Source organism: Serratia sp. DFXYC6, assembly GCF_057196085.1.
In genome coordinates this window covers 256,152-275,895 of record NZ_JBXUNV010000001.1, presented here as the reverse complement: position 1 = coordinate 275,895, position 19,744 = coordinate 256,152, and the positions used below count along the sequence as shown (strand labels likewise).

Sequence of the window (19,744 nt, the reverse complement as noted above, 5' to 3'; positions counted from 1 at the left end):
ACAATGAGGCGGTATTGTCGTCATTTGGCGACAATACCGCGCCGGCACGGTGGTCACAAGGGAAATTTGGCCACGGTGAGGAAATCAGAATTTCGCCAATGCCCGCGATCGTGCGCCCGTCAGCATCAACGAAAAAATGGGATTTTCGTCAGACAGCCACCGGGAAAAAACCGGTAGCATGGCCGATATAATCCCAAATGCCGTAGGGGGAAAAATGAACAGCAAACCGTGTGAATTTGATGAAGCCATCTGTCTGGCGATCGGGCGTGGTGTTTGTGAAGTCGTCAAGATAGGAGATGAAATCAGCATCTTCTCCCTGCTGGAAGCCATCGAGAGCTTCATCGAACGGCAGGCGCTCAGCGAAAGCGAAATCGCGGCGGCGGACGACGCGCTGGATTTGATCACCGGTTTGGTTCGCCGCCAGTGCTGACGCCTGTTACGAGGCGCGGCCGATGAGCCGTTGCTCTACCGTGACGCCGGGCATCATTTGCCGTAAACCGGCAATCAATTCGTCGCCCGCCTCGTGCAGCGCCGCCAACGGCATCGCCGGCAGGCTCTCCAGGATGAACCACATCCGCTCGGCCTCGGCGCTCAACCGGGTTCTGACCCCCTGGCGCCAATCCCAGCATCGCCATCCTGTGCAAGCTCGCGGCGGCGCTGGGCCTGTCGGTGGCGGACATCGTCAACGTCACCCGCGCGCCCGCCGCCTACCTGATTGAAAGCCAAGATATTCCCACGCTGTGGCATGGCGATCGCGGCGGCTCGGCACGTTTGCTCGCGGGCACCCAAGGCCCGAACATGATAGAACTGTGGCGGTGGGAAATGGCGCCGGGGGAAGCCTATGCATCGGGCGGCCACCCGACGGGCACCTTCGAGCTGCTGCACGTTGAGCGAGGCGTCTTGAGCCTTGCCGTCGAACAGACCGAGCTCATGATTGCGCCGGGCTGTTCGGCGGTCGCCAAAACGGACGGCCCACATCGGTACGCCAACGAAGGCGAAGACACGCTGATTTTCACCATGACGGTCGCCGAACTGCACGCCTGAACGGCGACCCTGACCTGAACGCTTGCACAGGAGAAGAGCCATCATGACAACCCCTGCCCCACTGGAGTGGCAGCGTGCGGACTATCTCGTCAGCACCGATCCCGCCCTGCTGGATCTCGATGCCATCCACGCTTTTCTGACCCGTTCGTCATGGGCGGAAGGAATCGATAAAGAAACCGTTCGCCAGTCCCTCGCCCACAGCTTGTGTTTCGGTTTGTATCACGGCGCCAGGCAAATCGGTTTCGCCCGGCTGATCACCGATTACGCCACTTTCGGCTATCTGTGCGACGTGTACGTGCTGGAAACATTCCAAAAAAGCGGGCTGGGCCTGTGGCTGGCGGAATGTTGCCAGGCCCATCCGCTGATGGCGACGCTGAGGCGAGTCATGCTGGTCACCAGCACCGCCCCCTGGCTCTATGAGAAAGTGGGCTATTCGGCCATCAACCGCCCCGATTTTGTCTGGCAGATCGCCCGGCCGGACATCTACCGACGGTAATGCTATTTCAGCGCCTGCTCGGCCAGCAGCCCGAGGGCGATGACGATCATCGCCGCGCCGGAGATGCGCCCCACCACCTTTGCGGCCTGCGGACGCGTGCGCAGCACCGACTGCGAACCAAACCCCACCAGCAGATACACCAGGCCGCAGCTGATCAAATGCACGACGCCCAACGCCAGCATCTGCATCGGCACCGACCATTCGGCTCGGGTGTCGGTAAATTGTGGCAGCAGCGCCAGAAACAGCAGAAACACCTTGGGGTTCAGCCCGCTGACGCACACGCCTTTGCCGGCCCAGCGCAGCCAGGAATCAGAACGCTGATCTTCACCGGCGCCGGGCACCGGCGGGTGCAACAGCATGTTGAAACCGATCCACAAGAGGTAAGCCGCCCCCAACAGGGTGAGCGCCGTCAGCGCCAGCGGGTTGCCGACCAGCAGCGCGCCGACGCCCGCCACCACGATCGCAATCATCAACAAATGGCCAAACAGCAAACCGGCGACGGCGGGCACTACCACCCGACCGCGAATACCCGCCGAGATCACATAGGCCCAATCCATACCCGGCGTGATCACCAACAAAATCGACACCGCCCAAAACGCGGCGAACAGAGCGAGCGTCATGCCGGCGCCCTCTCAAACGCACCGCGCCACACCGAACAGAGAACCATTGCGCTTTCCTCGTGGAAGAAGAACGGCCTCCGCCTGCCGCGGGGGCCGTCAAAACCGTTCAACAGATGGCAAGAATATCCTCATGACGTTAAAATGTGCTTTCAATTACTTGCCTTAAATCGGCATAAACGGGGAAATTTTTCCAAATGGATAAGATTGATCGCAAGATTCTTGCTGAATTGCAGACCGACGGCCGGTTGTCGGTGACCGAGCTGGCCGAGCGGATCGGTTTGAGCGTGTCTCCCTGTCACCGCCGGGTGCGGGCATTAGAGGAGTCTGGGGTGATCAGGGGTTACCGCGCCCAACTCGATCCCGGCAGCCTGGGCTATAACTTTTCCGCTCTGGTGTTCGTCACCATGCGCGAAGGCGATCGCCGCGCCGTTGAAACCTTCGAAAACGCCATGGTGGACATTCCCCAGGTGGTGCAAGCACAGCGGTTGTTTGGCGATCCCGACTATCTGCTGCACGTTATAGCCCGCGATCTGCCCGCCTTCCAGCAACTTTACGACGAGAAGCTCTCCGCCCTGCCGGGCGTGCAACGCCTGAGCTCCACGCTGGTGATGAAAACCGTGGTGCCGGAACGCTCGTTCCTGCCGTTGGGAAAATGAGGACGGGAACGTTGCCGCTCCCGTTTTGACGACCTTAAGGCACAATCACGAAATCCGGATTGGCGATGGCGAACAGCGCCTCGCGATCCGCCGCCGGCGGATAAATCCACTGCGTGTTGATCTCCTGCTTAATCTTTTTGCCTTCCTGGCGGGTAAAGCGCACCTGGCGCTGCCAGCCTTCGGTATAGAGCGCGCCCCAGGGCCCCAAATCCAGGCAGGTCACATACTTCGGCTGGCTGTACGGATGCGTCGGCAACCCCGCCAGCTCCGCCGCCGCATTGTGGCCGGCCACGCGGCCAAGGCTCATCGCATGCTGGCAGGTCATCAGGTTGTGATTACCGAGATCGTCGGTCGCCGCCTTCACCGTATCGCCGGTCACGAAAATGCCCGCCGCCGCCGGCGCGCGCAGGAAGGCATCGCCGATCACCCGGCCGCTGCCGTCGCGCTCGCCAGGGATCTGCTCGGTCAGCGGATGCGCCCGCACGCCCGCCGCCAGGATCACCGTGTTGGCAGCGATACGCTCACCGTTCGACAGCATCACTCCCTCAGCGTCGATGGCCGAGACGCGCAGGCCGGCCCGCGCTTCCACGCCGCACTCCGCCAACGCCTGGCGTATCACCGCCCCCGGCTCTGCCCCCATCCCCGCGCCTACTTCCGGCGCGGTATCGACGATCACCACGCGCACGTTCTCGTCTTTGCCCAGCGCATCCCGCAGCCGCTGCGGCATCTCCGCCGCGCTCTCCAGCCCGGTCAGCCCCGCGCCCACTACCACGGCAGTGTTGCGCGCAGGCGTCGAAGGTTTGGCCGCCAGCGCATTGATATGGGCGCCCAAACGCTGAGCGCTTTCCAGCGTATCGACGTTGAAACCGTATTCGGCAAAGCCCGGCACCGCAGGCACGGACAGCCGGCTGCCGGTGGCCCACACCAAACGATCGTAGGCCAACTCAAGGGGTTCCCCCGCCGTCGGCGCCACCGTGAGCGTTTTAGCAGCGGCATCGATACGCTCAACAACCCCGGCCAGGTGTCGCACGCCAACGGCGGCGAGCTGCGCGGAAATGTCCGGGTTCATGTTTTCCAACACCGCTTCATACAGGCGCGGGCGGATGGTGACCGTTGGGGTCGGCGAGACCATGAGCACCTCGATATCGTCATGCTTACCGGCGAGGGTAATGGCGCGCATGGCGGATACGGCGGCCCAAAAACCGGCAAAACCGGAACCGGCAATCACTATTTTCTGCGTCATGGGATGACTCCTTCATACAGGGTTAACCGGGCGATAAGGCTTGCCCGCAGTGTTTTCGGATGAACGATGCCGTTCCGCTCCCGTAACAGGGTGCAGAAGGCCCGCCCGCCCCTTCCGAAGAGGCGGGAAAAGTGTGTTTCGCTTTTTTAAGGAAAGGCGGAGCTTAGGTTTTGGCGCGCGCCGTTTTGCCGCTGCGCGCGGTGCGTTCCGTCATGCGTTCGTCGAGCCAGAGGTTGACCTCACCGAAGAAGCCTTGCGGCGCTTTGCGGCCAAAGCGGGCCGCGACGTCGCCGAGGGTCTGCGCCGCCAGCGCATCGCGCATCGCCTTCTCCGCCTGCAGCATCACCGCATGGATAGCGCATTTGCCGGAGACCGCCCAATCCGGCGGGGAATCATCGAACACCGCACAGCGCCCGCGCACCTCCTGGCAATCGAACAGCGGCTTGTGCCCCTCGATGGCGTCGATAATTTCCAGAAAACTGATCTCGTCCGCCGGACGGGCCAGCCGGTAACCGCCGCGCACCCCTTCGCTGGCGGCGACGATCCCCGCCTTTTCCAGCTTGGGAAAAATCTTGGCCAGAAAGCTGGGGGAGATGCCCTGCAGCTCGGCGAGTTCGCGGCTGCTGAGCGCGCGCTGGTTATCGCCGACCAGCCACAGCAGGCAGTGGATGCCATATTCAACGCTGGTTGTGATGTACGCCATATGTCCGTTTTCGACCGTCAGTGAATCTTCAATAACGCAGACTATATGAGTCTGCGTTTATCCTGTCAATAAAACACGGATCAACTTTGTCCGCGTTCAATTCAAAATGCATGTCGCCAGCGACGAAAAAGCGCCCTTCAAAATGAAAAATAAAACTTTTTTGCTCGATTCGCGCTCGGCTAACGTTTCCTTGTCGCCTGCGGCTGACTATGATGTGATGGGTGCCGCCGCCGCGGTTTGTGAGCCGCCGCACTTTCGCGCGGATTGCGCCGCGGGAATAAAGAACTCTTGTCTGCTGCTGACGTCTTAGAAATGATTATTTAAGGGAAACGCCTGACTATGACCAACCGGTTGACCAAAACCGCGTTAGCGGTGCTGCTGCTCAGCACGCTGAACGCCACCGCCCTGGCGCCAGCACAGGCGGAAAGCCAGGACCAGTTGCCGGATATGGGCACCTCCGCCGGCGGCACCCTGAGCATCGGACAAGAGCTGGCGATGGGCGATTTCTATGTGCGCCAACTGCGCGCCAGCGCCCCGCTGATCAACGATCCGCTGCTGAGCCAGTACATCAATCAGCTGGGCAACCGGCTGGTGGCCAGCGCCTATTCGGTGCGCACGCCGTTCCATTTCTATCTGGTGCGCAACGACGAAATCAACGCCTTCGCCTTCTTCGGCGGCAACGTGGTGCTGCATTCCGCCCTGTTCCGCGTCAGCGACAACGAAAGCCAGCTGGCCTCGGTGCTGGCGCACGAAATCTCGCACGTCACCCAGCGCCACCTGGCGCGCGCCATGGAAGATCAGCAGCGCAACGCCCCGCTGACCTGGGTGGGCGCACTCGGTTCCATTCTGCTGGCGATGGCCAACCCGACCATGGGCATGGCGGCGCTGAGCGGCACCATGGCCGGCACCCAGCAAGGCATGATCAGCTTTACCCAATCGAACGAACAGGAAGCCGACCGCATCGGCATTCAGGTGCTGCAGCGCGCCGGTTTCGATCCGGAAGCCATGCCCGACTTCCTGCAGAAACTCTCGGATCAGTCGCGCTACGCCTCCAAGCCGCCGGAAATGCTGCTGACGCACCCGTTGCCGGACAGCCGCCTCTCCGACGCGCGCAACCGCGCCAACCAGATGCCGAAACACATCGTGCAGTCTTCGCAGGACTACCTGATGGCCAAGGTGCGCGCCCTGGGCATGTACAGCTCGGAAGGCTACGGCCTGAACGAAGAGCTGCTCGGCTCACTCAGCAAGGGCAACGTGCGCGAACAGGCGGCCGCCAAATACGGCCGCGCCATTCTGTTCTATGAAGCGAAAAAATACGACGACGCGCGCAACATCATTCAGCCGATGCTGGCGCAGGATGCGAAAAACGTCTGGCTGATCGACCTGATGACCGACATCGATCTCGGTCAGAAACGCGCGCCGCAGGCCATCGCCCGCCTGCAGGCGGCCAACGCCGCCCAGAACAACAACCCGGTGCTGCAGCTCAATCTGGCCAACGCCTATGTCGAAGGCAACCAGCCGGCGCAGGCGTCGAAGATCCTGAACCGCTACACCTTTGCCCATCCGGACGATCCGAACGGCTGGGATCTGCTGGCGCAGGCCAGCGCCGCTCAGGGGCTGCGCGATGAAGAGCTGTCGGCCCGCGCCGAAAGCCTGGCGCTGACCGGCCGGCTCGATCAGGCCATCGGCCTGCTCAGCAATGCCAGCTCGCTGCAGAAACTCGGCAGCCTGAAACAGGCGCGCTACGATGCGCGCATCGACCAGCTGCGCCAACTGCAACAGCGCTTCCGCCAATACCAGCGCAGCTGATTCAACAAGGAATGAACGCCATGAAAAACGTCACGATTTACCATAACCCGCGCTGCTCCAAGAGCCGTGAAACCCTGGCGCTGCTGGAGCAGCACGGTGTCGATCCCAAGGTAGTGCTGTACCTCGATACGCCCCCTACGGTCGATGAGCTGAAAAAACTATTGAAAGAACTGGGCTTCACATCGGCGCGCGATCTGATGCGCAAAAAAGAAGATCTGTACAAGGAATTGAAGCTGGCGGACGACAGCCTGAGCGAAGAGCAACTGCTGGCGGCGATGACGGCAAACCCGAAACTGATCGAACGACCGATCGTGGTGAAAGGCAGCAAGGCGCGCATCGGCCGGCCACCGGAGCAGGTGCTGGAGATTTTGTAAATTCGAATTCGGGCGCGGACTATTGCGCCCTTTCTTTTACGGTAGCGGCTACAGCCCCAGGATCTCTTTAACGAACGGAATGGTCAGCTTGCGTTGGGCGGTGATCGAGGCGCGATCGAGCTGATCGAGGGTCATAAACAGCGTGCGCATCTCGCGATCCAGCCGCTTCAGCAGGAAGCGGCCCACGTCTTCCGGCAGCTCGAAGCCGCGCAGTTTGCCGCGCAGCTGCAGCGCCAGCAGCTTCTCTTCGTCCGACAGCGGCTGCAGCTTGTAGATCTGCCCCCAGTCCAGACGCGAAGCCAGATCCGGTAAACGCAGGTTCAGCTGACGCGGCGGGCGATCCCCGGTGATGAACAAACGGGTGCGGCCGGTTTCCAGGATGCGGTTGTAAAGGTTGAAGATCGCCATCTCCCACTCTTCGTCGCCGGCGATGCATTCGATATTGTCGATGCAGACCAGCGCCAGCTGTTCCATGCCGTCCAATACTTCAGGCACGAAGTAAGCGCGCTTGTCGAGCGGCACATAGCCCACCGCTTCCCCCTTCTGCGAAAGCTCGGCGCAGGCCGCATGCAGCAAATGGCTGCGCCCGCCGCCTTCACGCGACCAGAAATAGATATAGCTGCCATGTTCCTGACGGACGGCGGATTGGATCGCGGCTAATAGGGATGGGTTCTCGCCCGGATAAAAACTGGCGAAAGTTTCATCATCGGGAAGATAAAGTGGCAGTGAAAGCTGTGCCGGCGTATTCAGAGAAGCACCTCAACCAAAACTGGCAGAAAAACGTGGGCAGTTTAACACAGAAAACGGGCGCTGTTGAACCGGCAGGATCTTATGCCGCAATAGTGAACAATGCCTAAGCGCCGCTTGATTGGCTGCGGCTCCCACCAAGGCAAGAATTATCCGATATCATTCCCTAAGCCCATGCCTGCGCAGGTTAAATTTGTCATTTAAGCCAAATCTGGCCTAGTATAGGTAGGCTAAACGCAATCACCATCAACAAGGTTTCTGCAAGGATATAGACGATGAAAGTATGGAATAAAGTGCTGTTGGCCTCCTTTATCGGGTTGTTGGTTGCCGGCTGTGATGACTCGTCCAAGGTTGACGCCAACCTGGATAAAGCCAAAGACAGCGCCGAGCAGATGAAAGACGCCGCCCAGAAAAAAGCGGACGATCTGACGGACAAGGCGAAAGCGACGGCGGATGAAATCAAAAAAGAGGCCGCCACGCAGGCTGACCAGCTGAAGGACAAAGCTTCGGCGATTAAAGATGAAGCCGCCAAGCAGGCGGACGCCATCACCAACGACGCCAAGGCCAAGGCCGCCGCGATCAAAGATGACGCCGGCAAGCAGAGCCAGCAGTTGGTGGATCAGGCCAAGGCCATCAAGAACGACGCCATCAACGGCGCCAACGATTTGACCGAGCAGGCCAAGGCCAAGACCGAAGCCATCAAGAACAGCGCCGAAAACAAAGCGCAAGAGTTGAAACAAGAAACAGATGCGGCGGTGAACGGCAATACGCAACCGGCCGCCCAGCAATAAGCCATACTCAGCAATAAAGTAAGGAGCAGTAAATGGGGATTATTTCCTGGATTATCTTCGGCCTGATCGCCGGTATTTTAGCTAAGTGGATCATGCCCGGCAAAGACGGCGGCGGCTTTATCCTGACCGTTGTGCTGGGGATCGTCGGCGCCGTGGTCGGCGGCTATATCAGCACCTTCTTCGGCTACGGCAAGGTTGACGGCTTCAACTTCGGCAGCTTCGTGGTGGCGGTTATCGGCGCCATCGTGGTGCTGTTCGTGTACCGCAAAATTCGCAGCTGAGGCGAATGCCATCAGTCAAAAGGGCAGCCCCTGGGCTGCCCTTTTCGTTACTTCTGCTCTGCCGGTTCGTCCGGCGCGTCGAGCACCTCTTCTTCCTTGCGGAACAGGCTGATGACCTTGAACAGCAGGCTCAAGCCAATGCCGACGATGGTCGCCAGCGCCATGCCTTTCAGCTCCGCCGCGCCGATGTGCACCTTGGCGCCGCTCACGCCGATAATCAGGATCACCGAGGTTAAAATCAGGTTTTGCGCTTTGTTGTAATCCACTTTGGACTCGATCAACACGCGAATGCCCGAGGCGCCGATCACGCCGTACAGCAGCAGGGAAACGCCGCCCATCACCGGCACCGGCACCGCCTGGATCGCCGCCGCCAGCTTGCCGATGCAGGACAACAGGATCGCCAGCACCGCCGCGCCGCCGATCACCCAGGTGCTGTAGACCTTGGTGATGGCCATCACGCCGATGTTCTCGCCGTAGGTGGTGTTCGGCGTGGAGCCGAAGAAGCCGGAGAATACCGTCGAGATGCCGTTGGCGAACATCGAGCGGTGCAGGCCCGGATCGCGGATCAGGTCTTTTTTCACAATGTTGGCGGTCACCACCAGGTGGCCGACGTGCTCGGCGATCACCACCAGCGCCGCCGGCAGAATGGTGAAGATGGCGAACCACTCAAAGCGCGGGGTGTAGAAGGTCGGCAGCGCGAACCAGTGCGCCTCGCGGATCGGAGTCAAATCCACCACGCCCATGAAGAATGACAACGCATAGCCCACCAGCACGCCGATCAGGATCGGGATAATCGCCAGGAAGCCGCGGAACAGCACTGAACCGAGCACCGTGACCGCCAGCGTCACCAGCGAAATGGTGATGGTGGTCGAGTCGGCGCTGGCGCCTTCATCCGGCAGCAGCCCCGCCATATTGGCCGCCACGCCCGCCAACTCCAGGCCAATGACGGCGACGATCGCCCCCATCGCCGCCGGCGGGAACATCACATCCAGCCAGCCGGTGCCGGCCTTTTTCACGATCAGCGCCACCAGACAGAACAGCACGCCGCACATGATGAAACCGCCTAACGCCACTTCATAACCGAGCGGCAACAGCAGCAGCACCGGCGAGATAAACGCGAAGCTGGAACCGAGGTAGGCCGGGATCTTGCCTTTACAGATGAACAGATACAGCAGCGTGCCGATGCCGTTGAACAGCAGCACGGTCGCCGGGTTGATCTTGAACAGGATAGGCACCAGCACGGTGGCACCAAACATGGCGAACAGGTGCTGGAAGCTGAGCGGAATGGTCTGGAGCAGCGGCGGGCGCTCGCTGACGCCGATGGCGCGACGGGTCATGTGTGTTTTTCCTCGGTTTATTGGTTTTATAGGTTTTAGTCAAAAAAAAGCCGACTCATTAAGTCGGCTCAAATGTTTACTTGGTACCAAATATCTTGTCGCCCGCATCGCCCAGGCCAGGCACGATGTAGCCCTTGTCGTTCAGACACTGATCGATGGAAGCGGTGTACAGTTCAACGTCCGGGTGCGCTTTCTCCAGTGCGGCGATGCCTTCCGGCGCCGCGACCAGAACCAGCACCTTGATGCTGTGACAGCCGGCTTTCTTCAGCAGATCGATAGTGGCGATCATCGAACCGCCGGTGGCCAGCATCGGGTCGACGACCAGCGCCATGCGCTCTTCGATGTTGGAAACCAGCTTCTGGAAATACGGCACCGGCTCCAGGGTTTCTTCGTCGCGGTATACGCCCACCACGCTGATGCGCGCGCTCGGCACGTGCTCCAGCACCCCTTCCATCATGCCCAGACCGGCACGCAGGATTGGTACTACGGTAATCTTTTTCCCTTTGATCTGGTCCACTTCAACTGGCCCGCACCAGCCTTCGATGGTGACTTTTTCCGTCTCCAGATCGGCGGTCGCTTCATAGGTCAGTAAACTACCCACTTCTGAGGCCAGCTCACGGAAGCGTTTGGTGCTGATGTCATTTTCGCGCATCAGGCCAAGCTTGTGTTTTACCAGCGGGTGTTTCACCTCAACGATCTTCATCATTTTTCTCCTATTAAGGTGGTTGCGGCCAAAAAAATCGCGGGATTATACCTCCTTTTTTTCGCCGCGCCACCCACAATAGCCCGATCGGGATCAACAAAAGTTTGAATATCAGTATAGATGACGAAAAAGCAGAGCCGGTTCACAAGCCGCTCGCAAACGTTTGCCTGCGCTGTTAGAATTGCCGCGCCTTATTCCGGAATCAACATCGGAAGCACAGTTTTCAAACCGCAAACCGTCGTGGGGAATCGCGCAGTGACCGACAAAACCTCTCTCAGCTATAAAGACGCAGGTGTCGATATCGATGCAGGCAACGCATTGGTAGATCGCATCAAAGGTGTAGTTAAACAGACCCGTCGCCCGGAAGTGATGGGCGGTCTGGGCGGGTTTGGCGCCCTGTGTGCGTTGCCGCAGAAATACCGCGAGCCGGTGCTGGTTTCCGGTACCGACGGCGTGGGCACCAAGCTGCGTCTGGCGATGGATCTGAAACGCCACGACACCATCGGCATCGATCTGGTGGCGATGTGCGTCAACGATCTGGTGGTTCAGGGCGCCGAGCCGCTGTTCTTCCTCGACTACTACGCCACCGGCAAACTGGACGTAGACACTGCGGCCAGCGTGATCACCGGCATCGCCGAAGGCTGCAAGCAGTCCGGCTGTGCGTTGGTGGGCGGCGAAACCGCTGAAATGCCGGGCATGTACCACGGCGAAGATTACGACGTGGCCGGTTTCTGCGTCGGCGTAGTCGAAAAATCCGAGATCATCGACGGTAGCAAAGTGCAGTCCGGCGATGCGCTGATCGCCCTGGGCGCTTCCGGCCCGCACTCCAACGGCTACTCGCTGGTGCGCAAGATCCTGGAAGTGAGCAACACCGATCCGACCGCCACCCAGCTGGAAGGCAAACCGCTGGCCGACCACCTGCTGGCGCCGACCAAAATTTACGTGAAGTCCGTGCTGGAGCTGATCGAGAAGGTGGACGTCCACGCCATCGCTCACCTCACCGGCGGCGGCTTCTGGGAAAATATTCCACGCGTGCTGCCGGAAGGCATGCAGGCGGTGATCGACGAAGCCAGCTGGCAGTGGCCGGCGGTGTTCACCTGGCTGCAGCAGGCCGGCAACGTCAGCCGTCATGAAATGTACCGCACCTTCAACTGCGGCGTAGGCATGGTCATCGCCCTGCCGGAAGCCGAAGTGGAAGCGGCCATCGCGCTGCTGACCGCGGCAGGTGAAAAAGCGTGGAAAATCGGTAAACTGACTGCCTCTTCCGACGAACAACAAGTGGTCATCAACTGATGAAAAAGATCGTGGTGTTGGTCTCCGGCCAGGGGAGCAATCTCCAGGCCCTGATTGACGCCTGCCAGCAGGGCCGCATCGCCGCCGAGATCGTGGCGGTATTCAGCAACAAGGCGCAGGCTTACGGCCTGCAGCGCGCCGAAGCGGCGGGCATCGCCGCCCAGGCGCTGGATGCCAAGGCTTACGCCGATCGCACGGCGTTCGACGCCGCGCTGGCGGACGCCATCGACCAACATCAGCCCGATCTGGTGGTGCTGGCCGGCTACATGCGCATCCTCAGCCCGCAGTTCGTGCAGCGCTATGCCGGTCGCATGCTGAACATTCACCCTTCCCTGCTGCCGAAATACCCGGGGCTGCATACGCATCGTCAGGCCATCGACAACGGCGACAGCGAACACGGCACCTCGGTGCACTTCGTGACCGAACAGCTCGACGGCGGCCCGGTGATCTTGCAGGCCAAGGTGCCGATTTTCGCTGACGATGAAGAGGATGACGTGGTTGAACGGGTGCAAACCCAGGAACACACGATCTATCCGCTGGTGGTGAGCTGGTTCGTCGACGGCCGCCTGGCGATGCGCGACGGCGCCGCCTGGCTGGACGGCGAACGCCTGCCTGAGCAGGGGCACGCCGCCGACTGATGCGCGCAGCCTGAACCTTGCCTAAACGGCGCCCACGCGGCGCCGTTTTTTTTCGCCTTCATCCATTCTGTGAAGTTATACTTTGCACAATTTCACGGCACAGAGGAGCCCACATGTCCAGCACTGCCAGCGTCAGATTACGCCCATTGGAACGGGACGATCTGTCGTTCGTCCACCAGATGGACAACAACGCCAGCGTTATGCGCTATTGGTTTGAAGAACCCTATGAAGCCTTTGTCGAACTTTCCGATCTCTACGACAAACACATCCACGATCAGAGCGAGCGCCGCTTTATCATCGAGCACGAAGGCGCCAAGGTCGGCTTGGTGGAACTGGTGGAGATCGATCACATCCACCGCCGCGCAGAATTCCAGATCATCATCGATCCCGCCCATCAGGGCAAAGGCTACGCCAGCACCGCCGCCCGGCTGGCGATGGACTACGGCTTCTCGGTGCTGAACCTGTACAAACTGTACCTGATCGTCGACAAGGAGAACCCGAAGGCGATCCACATCTACAGCAAGCTGGGCTTCAACGTGGAAGGCGAGCTGATCGACGAGTTCTTCGTCAACGGCGAATACCGCACCGTGCTGCGCATGTGCATCTTCCAGCCGCAATATCTGGCGAAGTTCAAAACGCCCAATGAGAAGCCGCTGGTAAAGTGACGCTTAGCGAGAAAAAAGTGAAAACCCGCCCAGGCGGGTTTTTTATTGGCAAATAAGCGACTAGTATTAAGGCATGCTATTTTATCGTCAGGAAACAACCTGATGAATACGAAAATAAATAATATTCCTCAAGATAATTAATCGAAAAATAATTAATAGTAAGAATTACCCTCTACCTCTACAAAGGAAAAATGCCATGACGACCGTCTCAAACCTGCTGCTTTTTATCGGCCTGGCGATGCTCGCCATCGCCGCCGGCCTGAATACCTATAGCGGCTACGCGCCTGCAGATCCCAATAGCACCCCGCTGTTTTCCCCGCTCTGGTGGACGCGTTGGTTCCCGCTCTATGCCTCGGGCGCTGCGTTGCTGCTGGTGGGGGTGGTGCTGCGACTCGCCGATAAAACGCGTTAAGAGCCATGTTCTGATATGGCGCTTAGAAGTTAATTATCTTTCTTGCCCAGCCTACGCATCAGCCATCCACGCTGTGGCTTTTCGGCCGGTGGCAAATCAGCAACGGTCTCCAAAGTGATATCAGGTACGTTTTCCTGTGCCGCAACATTGCACGCATGCTGACAATGCGCCTGATATTCCGCTTCGTTCTGATACAGGTGGGGCTGCCACTTCAGCCAGAAAGCCTTGGCATGCTGCAGGGTTCCCCATTCATTAATTGACCAAGCCACAACGAACAACGCCAAGAACAAATAGGCGAAAAAGAATAATGAAAACAAAAATATATTACTGGCAGTGGCTTCGCTTGCCCCCAACGGAAGCACGCTGGTATAGACACCGTAAGCGATAGCCAACGCACTGACGACAAAGAATATCAGCACAAAAAAGCGCTGCTTACACAGCTGGTTGACATCGAGGGCAAATACTTTGTTGTCTTCATTTTTGCTAGCTGTAAGCGAAGTACGACGCAAGAAACTGTTCAACGCAAGGTCGTTCAATGCCACCGGTCCACGGCCCAAATAGTCCACTAGTTGATGCGCCACCCATATCGGCAGGCGGATCCCAATACTTTCATATAGCGCTTTAATTTGCAGCAACGTCATGCCACTCTGCGGCGCATCCCGCAATTTCTGAATACGTGACAGGACGGACACGCGTTTTACATCGCTGACGCTATCAAACTGGCAACGTCGTCGGGAATCATATCCCTTTAACCAACGTAAAAACCACCATGCCACTCCAGAGATCAGTAGGGGTAATAACTGGAGAGATAATTCTTTGATATAAACCTCATCAATATTCATGCTTATAATTTCCTTTTATAGACAGTTATTAATCCATCGATAAAACGCAGAAACAAATGAAATGATGAATTAAAAAATCACCAAGGGTACGATTTTTATCGAGAACCCTCTATATAGCATGAATAATGTAGGAAAAATAATTATGAAAGGATTTTTATTGCGATACCGAACCATATCTGCTGGACTTTAAATTCAATGAGCGGCGTAAACCCACCGGTTTGCGCCGCTCATCCCTCACCCATACCGCCCGGTAATATAGTCTTCGGTGCGGCGCTGGCGCGGCGAGGTAAAAATCGCGTCGGTGTCGTTGTATTCCACCAGCCGCCCCTGATGAATAAAGGCGGTGTAGTCGGAGACGCGCGCCGCCTGCTGCATGTTGTGCGTCACCAGCACCACGCTATAGCGCTGCTTGAGTGCGGAAATCAGCTCTTCGATGGTCAGCGTGGAGATCGGATCCAGCGCCGAGGTCGGCTCGTCGAGCAGCAACACCTCCGGCTCGATGGCGATGGCGCGCGCGATCACCAGGCGCTGCTGCTGGCCGCTGGACAAGCGGAACGCGTTTTCGCGCAGCCGGTCCTTCACCTCATGCCACAGCGCGGCGGCGCGCAGCGAACGCTCCACCGCCTCATCCAGCAAACGCCGGTCGCGCACGCCCTGCAGCCGCAGGCCGTACACCACGTTTTCATAGATCGATTTCGGGAACGGGTTCGGCCGCTGGAACACCATGCCCACCCGCCGCCGCAGCGCCGCCACGTCGATCTGCGCGCCGGAGATCGCCGCGCCGTTCAGCTGCAGTTCGCCCTCGATACGGCAGTTGTCCACCAGATCGTTCATGCGGTTGAAACAGCGCAGCAGCGTCGATTTACCGCAGCCCGAGGGGCCAATCAAAGCCGTCACCCGGTGCTTCGGGATACGCAGCGAAATATCATGCAGCACCTGTTTGTCGCCATAAAACAGGTTCAGGCCGTTGACCGCCAGCGCGGTCTGTTCATCGTCGAGATGCTGGACATCCAGCCGGGGCAAACTGCCTGGCGTCATCAAACCCATTACGCACTCCCCAAAAATAGCGTCATTGTTACTGCGACCATGCTCGGTACCGCTCCCTCAACGAATGGCGGATACCCATCGCCGCCAGATTCAAACTCACCACGATCGTCACCAGCAGGAAGGCGGTGGCGAACACCAGCGGCCGCGCCGCCTCCACGCTCGGGCTCTGGAATGCCATATCGTAGATCTGGAAGCTCAAATGCATGAACTTCCGCTCCAGGTGCAGATACGGGAAAATCTCGTCCACCGGCAGCACCGGCACCGATTTCACGACCCCCACCAGCATCAGCGGCGCCGTCTCACCGGCGGCGCGCGCCACCGCCAGGATCAGGCCGGTCATCATCGCCGGCGCCGCCATCGGCAGCACGATGCGCCACAACGTCTCGGCCCGGCTGGCGCCCAGCGCCATCGAGCCCTGCCGCAGCGAGGCGGGAATGCGCGACAGCCCTTCCTCGGTGGCGACGATCACCACCGGCAGCGTCAGCAGCGCCAACGTCAGCGCCGCCCACAGCACGCCGGGCGTACCGAAGGTCGGGTTGGGCAAGGACTCGGGATAGAACAGCTGATCGAGCGTGCCGCCAATCATGTAAACAAAGAAGCCGAGGCCAAAAACGCCGTAGACGATCGAAGGCACGCCGGCCAGGTTGACCACCGCGATGCGGATCACCCGCGTCAGCAGATTGTTGCCGGCATATTCGTGCAGATATACCGCCGCAATTACGCCAAACGGCATCACCACGATCGACATCAGGATCACCATCAACACCGTGCCGAAAATGGCCGGGAACACCCCGCCTTCGGTATTCGCTTCGCGCGGGCTGTCGGTGAGGAACTTCTTCACCTGCTCGCCCCAGTGTGCCAGCTTCTCGGTGGTGTTCATGGCGTTCGGGTACCAGGCATCGCGCACCTGGCTGAGCGGAATGGTCAACGTCTGCCCGTGCATGTCGCGCAGCAGCAACGCATCGCGCTGGCGATCGCGGTTCAGCCCCGCCAGACGTTCGGACAACAGCTGATACTGCCGCTGCAGTTCCAGCCGTTCGGCCTTGATGGCGTCCTGTGCGCGGGCGTCCAGCTTATCGTCGCGCTGCAGGCGCTTTTCCCGCAGCCGCAGCGCGTCAAACTGCTGATTGATGCGCGCCATGTCGCGGAATTGAATGTCGTGCGCCTGGCGCGAGAGCGCGGCGATTTGCGGCAGGCGCTGCTGCAACGCCTGCCCCAGATTGCGGCCAGTCAGCGGTTGCCCGTCTTCCAGCAGCCCCGCCAGATAACCGTAAGCGGTGCCGTGGCTGTCGCGTTCCAGCACCAGCAGGCTGCGCGGCGTGCTTTGGCTGTGGACATCGCTGGCCAGCAAGGTGCGGAAATCCTGCCCCTCGCGCTCGCGGTTGCCGACCTTAATCAGATAGCGTTCGACGCTCTGCGCCTCGCCCGGCGGCGTAACGCCCGCCTCGGCCAGCTGGCGCCGGGAAATGCTTTGCTGCTGGTACAGCTCACCGATCACCGTCACCGGTCCGGCGCCGTTCTGATTGAGTTCGAACTGATAAACCGGGCTCGGCCAGAAATAGCGCATCCCCTGCCCGGCCAGCAGCAACAGAATGCCGATCAGCGCCAGCAGGCTGACGGCCACCGAACCGGCGGTCAGCCATATCCACGGCGACCCGCTCTTCACCCAGTTCTTCATGGCGCCTCCTGATTCGGCGTGTAGCGCTTGCGCAGCCGCAGGCGCACCGCCTCCGCCAGCGTGTTGAACACGAAGGTGAAGACAAACAGCACCAGCGCGGTCAGGAACAGCACGCGGTAATGGCTGCTGCCGGAGACCGCCTCCGGCATTTCAATGGCGATGTTGGCCGCCAGCGCGCGCAGCCCCTGGAACAGGCTGCCGTCGATAATCGGCGTGTTGCCGGTAGCCATCAGCACGATCATGGTTTCCCCCACCGCGCGGCCAAAGCCGATCATCAGCGCGGAGAAAATGCCGGCGCTGGCGGATGGCAGCACCACCTTGATCACCGTCTGCCACTGGGTAGCGCCCAGCGCCAAAGAACCCTGGCTCAGGGTCGCCGGCACGCTGAACAGTGCGTCCTCCGCCAGCGAGAAGATGATCGGCACCAGCGCGAAGCCCATCGCCACACCTACCACCAGCGCATTGCGCTGGTCATAATTATCCCCCAGCCAGAAATGCAGCGGCTCACCGAACAACGCCACCTCCAGCCGCGGCCCCAGGTTGAGCGCCAGCCACACCGTCAACGCCAGCAGCGGCAGCAGCAACAGCAGATCGACGCCCGGCCGGCAGCGCGGCATAAAGCGATGGGTCAACGCGCCGCACAGCAGCACCGCCGCCGCCAGCAGCAGCGGCAACGCCAGCACCGCCAACAGATACTGCTCGATGATCGGCGCCAGCCAAATGCCGGCCACCAGCCCGATCACCACCGTCGGCAGCGCGCCCATCACTTCGATAGCCGGTTTGATCACCCGCCGCAGCCCCGGCGTCATAAAGTAAGCGGTATAGATGGCGCCGGCCAAGGCCAGCGGGATGGCGAACAGCATCGCGTAAGCCGCCGCCTTAAAGGTGCCGAAGATCACCGGCATCAGGCTGAATTTGGGTTGGTAACTGTCTTCGCCGGAGGTGGACTGCCAGACATAGGCCGGCTGCGGGTAGTTCTCATACCACACCTTGCCCCACAACGAACGCCAGGTAACGTCCGGATAAGGGTTGTCGAGCGCATAGCGCTGCCAGCCCTGCGCGCTCTCCAGCAGCAGGCCATCGCCGCGCGGCGCGAACGCCATCTGCCGCACCTCGGCGCCCAAACGGGTATTCAGCAGCGGCTGCGGTTGAATGGCGGAGAACAGCGAGAAGCCGCCATCGGGCCGCAGGGTGGCGAACACCCGGCGGTAAGGCTCAGCCACCGTCAGCTCCTGCCCGTCGGCGCCGTGGTCGAAATGCTGCACCGGCGTCAGACGCCAGCGCCGATCTTTTTCCACCTCGAACCACTCGCGCAGATTGCCGTCGGCGCCCTTGATCAGCAGCGCGCTGCCGCCGGGCAGCGCCGTCATCTGATACGGGGCGTGTTCGCCAAGGGTACGCGTTTCACGCAGCTGCAGCTGTGCGCCGTCGATCTGATAACGCGCCAGCCGGTTGCCGGTCAGCAGATAAAGCTGGCGGCCATCCGGCGTCAGCACCAGCTGCTCCCCGTCGTGCTCCAGCGGCCGCTCGCTGAACTGCGGCGGCCGGTCGGGGCTGAAGCGGCCGAACACCAGCCGCCGATCGTCGGTCACTCCGGCCAGCAGATACTGCCCGCGATGCGCATCCGCCAGCGACAGCAGCTTCAGCGGCTTGCGCTGTGGATCCAGCGCCAATGGCTGCTGCCCGAGCGGGAACTGCCACTGCGGCCGGCCGTTTTCAGCCGTGGCGAAATCCGCGCGCGCCACCACAAACCGGCCGTCAGCCTGCGCCAGCGCAAACAGATCGCGCTCGCCGGCGGCCTGCGCGAGCAGCGTCGGTTTGGCCAACAGCGTCTGCTGCGCCAGCGGCATCTGGGCCTGGCCGCTCGGCGCCGGCGTCAGACGATAAAATTGCCCCGCGCCCTGCGCGTCGATGCGATAACCGACGCGCTGCTGCACGTCCATGCCCAGCGCCAGCGCCGGGGCCGATACCGTGAACGGCAGCGGCTGCGCCTGGCCGAGCGAGGCCGGTTTGAACAACGGCAGCACCGCAAACAGCAGATAAACGAAGATCAGCATCAACGTCATCAGCACCATCAGCCCGCTGGCGGTCACTGCCGCCTGCACGCCGCGGTCGATGCGCCCGCGCATGCGATCTCGGGGATGTTGATTGGCCGTCGTCTGTGTCATGTGTCTCGCTGTCGCTGATGTAATCGGGCTTGCGCCGTAAGATAACCGGGCATCTTATGTCAGTTTTATGACGTTTGCATGACAAAGTTACCCGCCATAACTCAGGTTTTTTACACTGCCATCAGACAATATGAATTTGATATATTGCTGAAAAATGACCATAAACACGCTTTATAACGCCAAGAATAAGCCTGCTA

General features: G+C 60.1%; 21 protein-coding genes and 2 pseudogenes. 12 read left to right on the top strand and 11 right to left on the bottom strand.

Annotated features, from left to right (window positions below):
* The first annotated feature begins 214 nt into the window (after positions 1 to 214).
* Entirely contained in the window at positions 215 to 430 is a 216-nt protein-coding gene (locus AC2CGQ_RS01425; RefSeq protein WP_004941687.1) for a hypothetical protein, read from the top strand.
* Between the two features lie 6 nt (positions 431 to 436).
* Here the strand turns inward: AC2CGQ_RS01425 and AC2CGQ_RS01420 are convergent.
* Positions 437 to 631 (bottom strand): annotated as a pseudogene (locus tag AC2CGQ_RS01420) (hypothetical protein); the annotation flags it as partial.
* On the opposite strand from AC2CGQ_RS01420, the pseudogene AC2CGQ_RS01415 reads away from it, so the two are divergent.
* A pseudogene (locus tag AC2CGQ_RS01415) lies at positions 616 to 1,044 on the top strand (cupin domain-containing protein); the annotation flags it as partial. The pseudogenes AC2CGQ_RS01420 and AC2CGQ_RS01415 sit on opposite strands and share 16 nt — an antisense overlap.
* 43 nt (positions 1,045 to 1,087) lie before the next feature.
* On the top strand, positions 1,088 to 1,540 hold the full coding sequence (locus AC2CGQ_RS01410; RefSeq protein ID WP_049242895.1) for a GNAT family N-acetyltransferase: 453 nt from the start codon (positions 1,088 to 1,090) through the stop codon (positions 1,538 to 1,540).
* Positions 1,541 to 1,542: 2 nt separating this feature from the next.
* Here AC2CGQ_RS01410 and AC2CGQ_RS01405 read toward each other — a convergent pair whose 3' ends face one another.
* Positions 1,543 to 2,160, bottom strand: a complete 618-nt coding sequence (locus AC2CGQ_RS01405; protein WP_021504393.1) for a LysE family translocator — start codon at positions 2,158 to 2,160, stop codon at positions 1,543 to 1,545.
* A gap of 194 nt (positions 2,161 to 2,354) precedes the next feature.
* Between AC2CGQ_RS01405 and AC2CGQ_RS01400 the strand changes: the two genes are divergently transcribed.
* Positions 2,355 to 2,816, top strand: coding sequence for an Lrp/AsnC family transcriptional regulator (locus AC2CGQ_RS01400; RefSeq protein ID WP_021504394.1), 462 nt, complete (start codon positions 2,355 to 2,357; stop codon positions 2,814 to 2,816).
* 34 nt (positions 2,817 to 2,850) lie between these two features.
* On the opposite strand, the gene AC2CGQ_RS01395 is transcribed toward AC2CGQ_RS01400, so the two are convergent.
* Positions 2,851 to 4,059: an NAD(P)/FAD-dependent oxidoreductase gene (locus AC2CGQ_RS01395; protein ID WP_015378715.1), complete on the bottom strand. Its 1,209-nt coding sequence runs from the start codon at positions 4,057 to 4,059 to the stop codon at positions 2,851 to 2,853.
* Between the two features lie 163 nt (positions 4,060 to 4,222).
* On the bottom strand, positions 4,223 to 4,762 hold the full coding sequence (locus tag AC2CGQ_RS01390; protein WP_015378716.1) for an RrF2 family transcriptional regulator: 540 nt from the start codon (positions 4,760 to 4,762) through the stop codon (positions 4,223 to 4,225).
* Between the two features lie 339 nt (positions 4,763 to 5,101).
* On the opposite strand from AC2CGQ_RS01390, the gene bepA reads away from it, so the two are divergent.
* Together bepA and arsC are read left to right on the top strand one after the other, a co-directional pair.
* Positions 5,102 to 6,571: a beta-barrel assembly-enhancing protease gene (bepA, locus tag AC2CGQ_RS01385; protein WP_004941664.1), complete on the top strand. Its 1,470-nt coding sequence runs from the start codon at positions 5,102 to 5,104 to the stop codon at positions 6,569 to 6,571.
* 20 nt (positions 6,572 to 6,591) lie between these two features.
* Entirely contained in the window at positions 6,592 to 6,945 is a 354-nt protein-coding gene (gene arsC, locus AC2CGQ_RS01380; protein ID WP_015378717.1) for an arsenate reductase (glutaredoxin), read from the top strand.
* Positions 6,946 to 6,993: 48 nt separating this feature from the next.
* Here the strand turns inward: arsC and hda are convergent, their stop codons facing one another.
* The gene (gene hda / locus AC2CGQ_RS01375) at positions 6,994 to 7,695 is read right to left on the bottom strand and encodes a DnaA inactivator Hda (protein WP_025159568.1); all 702 of its coding nucleotides are present in this window, start codon (positions 7,693 to 7,695) and stop codon (positions 6,994 to 6,996) included.
* A 272-nt stretch (positions 7,696 to 7,967) separates the two neighbouring features.
* On the opposite strand from hda, the gene AC2CGQ_RS01370 reads away from it, so the two are divergent.
* A complete protein-coding gene (locus AC2CGQ_RS01370) occupies positions 7,968 to 8,483 on the top strand; it encodes a hypothetical protein (protein ID WP_021504397.1) in 516 nt (171 codons plus the stop codon).
* Positions 8,484 to 8,515: 32 nt separating this feature from the next.
* Entirely contained in the window at positions 8,516 to 8,764 is a 249-nt protein-coding gene (locus AC2CGQ_RS01365) for a GlsB/YeaQ/YmgE family stress response membrane protein (RefSeq protein WP_004941647.1), read from the top strand.
* A 47-nt stretch (positions 8,765 to 8,811) separates the two neighbouring features.
* Here AC2CGQ_RS01365 and uraA read toward each other — a convergent pair whose 3' ends face one another.
* Both uraA and upp read right to left on the bottom strand, forming a co-directional pair.
* The gene (gene uraA, locus AC2CGQ_RS01360) at positions 8,812 to 10,101 is read right to left on the bottom strand and encodes a uracil permease (protein WP_484593428.1); all 1,290 of its coding nucleotides are present in this window, start codon (positions 10,099 to 10,101) and stop codon (positions 8,812 to 8,814) included.
* Between the two features lie 76 nt (positions 10,102 to 10,177).
* A complete protein-coding gene (gene upp, locus AC2CGQ_RS01355; protein ID WP_004941642.1) occupies positions 10,178 to 10,804 on the bottom strand; it encodes a uracil phosphoribosyltransferase in 627 nt (208 codons plus the stop codon).
* A 255-nt stretch (positions 10,805 to 11,059) separates the two neighbouring features.
* Between upp and purM the strand changes: the two genes are divergently transcribed.
* The 4 genes from purM to AC2CGQ_RS01335 all read left to right on the top strand — a co-directional run bounded on the left by purM (position 11,060) and on the right by AC2CGQ_RS01335 (position 13,812).
* Entirely contained in the window at positions 11,060 to 12,097 is a 1,038-nt protein-coding gene (purM, locus tag AC2CGQ_RS01350; RefSeq protein ID WP_016926726.1) for a phosphoribosylformylglycinamidine cyclo-ligase, read from the top strand.
* A complete protein-coding gene (gene purN, locus AC2CGQ_RS01345; protein WP_021504400.1) occupies positions 12,097 to 12,735 on the top strand; it encodes a phosphoribosylglycinamide formyltransferase in 639 nt (212 codons plus the stop codon). Before purM ends, purN begins: the two co-directional genes overlap by 1 nt.
* A 113-nt stretch (positions 12,736 to 12,848) precedes the next feature.
* Complete coding sequence (gene speG, locus AC2CGQ_RS01340) at positions 12,849 to 13,400, top strand: spermidine N1-acetyltransferase (RefSeq protein WP_021504418.1); 552 nt, start codon at positions 12,849 to 12,851, stop codon at positions 13,398 to 13,400.
* A 196-nt stretch (positions 13,401 to 13,596) separates the two neighbouring features.
* On the top strand, positions 13,597 to 13,812 hold the full coding sequence (locus AC2CGQ_RS01335; RefSeq protein WP_084827287.1) for a hypothetical protein: 216 nt from the start codon (positions 13,597 to 13,599) through the stop codon (positions 13,810 to 13,812).
* A gap of 29 nt (positions 13,813 to 13,841) precedes the next feature.
* Here AC2CGQ_RS01335 and AC2CGQ_RS01330 read toward each other — a convergent pair whose 3' ends face one another.
* The 4 genes from AC2CGQ_RS01330 to AC2CGQ_RS01315 form a co-directional block, all read right to left on the bottom strand.
* Entirely contained in the window at positions 13,842 to 14,654 is an 813-nt protein-coding gene (locus AC2CGQ_RS01330) for a hypothetical protein (protein ID WP_166445306.1), read from the bottom strand.
* A 234-nt stretch (positions 14,655 to 14,888) separates the two neighbouring features.
* Complete coding sequence (gene pstB / locus AC2CGQ_RS01325; protein ID WP_004941613.1) at positions 14,889 to 15,701, bottom strand: phosphate ABC transporter ATP-binding protein PstB; 813 nt, start codon at positions 15,699 to 15,701, stop codon at positions 14,889 to 14,891.
* A 28-nt stretch (positions 15,702 to 15,729) separates the two neighbouring features.
* Positions 15,730 to 17,379 (bottom strand): phosphate ABC transporter permease PstA, encoded by a 1,650-nt coding sequence (pstA, locus tag AC2CGQ_RS01320; RefSeq protein ID WP_015378727.1) that lies wholly within the window; start codon positions 17,377 to 17,379, stop codon positions 15,730 to 15,732.
* On the bottom strand, positions 17,376 to 19,547 hold the full coding sequence (locus tag AC2CGQ_RS01315) for an ABC transporter permease subunit (protein WP_041922266.1): 2,172 nt from the start codon (positions 19,545 to 19,547) through the stop codon (positions 17,376 to 17,378). Before AC2CGQ_RS01315 ends, pstA begins: the two co-directional genes overlap by 4 nt.
* Between the last annotated feature and the right edge of the window lie 197 nt (positions 19,548 to 19,744).

Coding starts and splice junctions, on each gene's coding strand:
- AC2CGQ_RS01390 (WP_015378716.1), bottom strand. CDS start 4,762: ATGGCGTACATCACAACCAGCGTTGAATATGGCATCCACTGCCTGCTG.
- AC2CGQ_RS01370 (WP_021504397.1), top strand. CDS start 7,968: ATGAAAGTATGGAATAAAGTGCTGTTGGCCTCCTTTATCGGGTTGTTG.
- AC2CGQ_RS01425 (WP_004941687.1), top strand. CDS start 215: ATGAACAGCAAACCGTGTGAATTTGATGAAGCCATCTGTCTGGCGATC.
- AC2CGQ_RS01405 (WP_021504393.1), bottom strand. CDS start 2,160: ATGACGCTCGCTCTGTTCGCCGCGTTTTGGGCGGTGTCGATTTTGTTG.
- AC2CGQ_RS01395 (WP_015378715.1), bottom strand. CDS start 4,059: ATGACGCAGAAAATAGTGATTGCCGGTTCCGGTTTTGCCGGTTTTTGG.
- uraA (WP_484593428.1), bottom strand. CDS start 10,101: ATGACCCGTCGCGCCATCGGCGTCAGCGAGCGCCCGCCGCTGCTCCAG.
- AC2CGQ_RS01315 (WP_041922266.1), bottom strand. CDS start 19,547: ATGACACAGACGACGGCCAATCAACATCCCCGAGATCGCATGCGCGGG.
- purN (WP_021504400.1), top strand. CDS start 12,097: ATGAAAAAGATCGTGGTGTTGGTCTCCGGCCAGGGGAGCAATCTCCAG.
- AC2CGQ_RS01410 (WP_049242895.1), top strand. CDS start 1,088: ATGACAACCCCTGCCCCACTGGAGTGGCAGCGTGCGGACTATCTCGTC.
- bepA (WP_004941664.1), top strand. CDS start 5,102: ATGACCAACCGGTTGACCAAAACCGCGTTAGCGGTGCTGCTGCTCAGC.
- AC2CGQ_RS01330 (WP_166445306.1), bottom strand. CDS start 14,654: ATGAATATTGATGAGGTTTATATCAAAGAATTATCTCTCCAGTTATTA.
- AC2CGQ_RS01365 (WP_004941647.1), top strand. CDS start 8,516: ATGGGGATTATTTCCTGGATTATCTTCGGCCTGATCGCCGGTATTTTA.
- AC2CGQ_RS01335 (WP_084827287.1), top strand. CDS start 13,597: ATGACGACCGTCTCAAACCTGCTGCTTTTTATCGGCCTGGCGATGCTC.
- pstA (WP_015378727.1), bottom strand. CDS start 17,379: ATGAAGAACTGGGTGAAGAGCGGGTCGCCGTGGATATGGCTGACCGCC.
- AC2CGQ_RS01400 (WP_021504394.1), top strand. CDS start 2,355: ATGGATAAGATTGATCGCAAGATTCTTGCTGAATTGCAGACCGACGGC.
- upp (WP_004941642.1), bottom strand. CDS start 10,804: ATGAAGATCGTTGAGGTGAAACACCCGCTGGTAAAACACAAGCTTGGC.
- pstB (WP_004941613.1), bottom strand. CDS start 15,701: ATGGGTTTGATGACGCCAGGCAGTTTGCCCCGGCTGGATGTCCAGCAT.
- speG (WP_021504418.1), top strand. CDS start 12,849: ATGTCCAGCACTGCCAGCGTCAGATTACGCCCATTGGAACGGGACGAT.
- arsC (WP_015378717.1), top strand. CDS start 6,592: ATGAAAAACGTCACGATTTACCATAACCCGCGCTGCTCCAAGAGCCGT.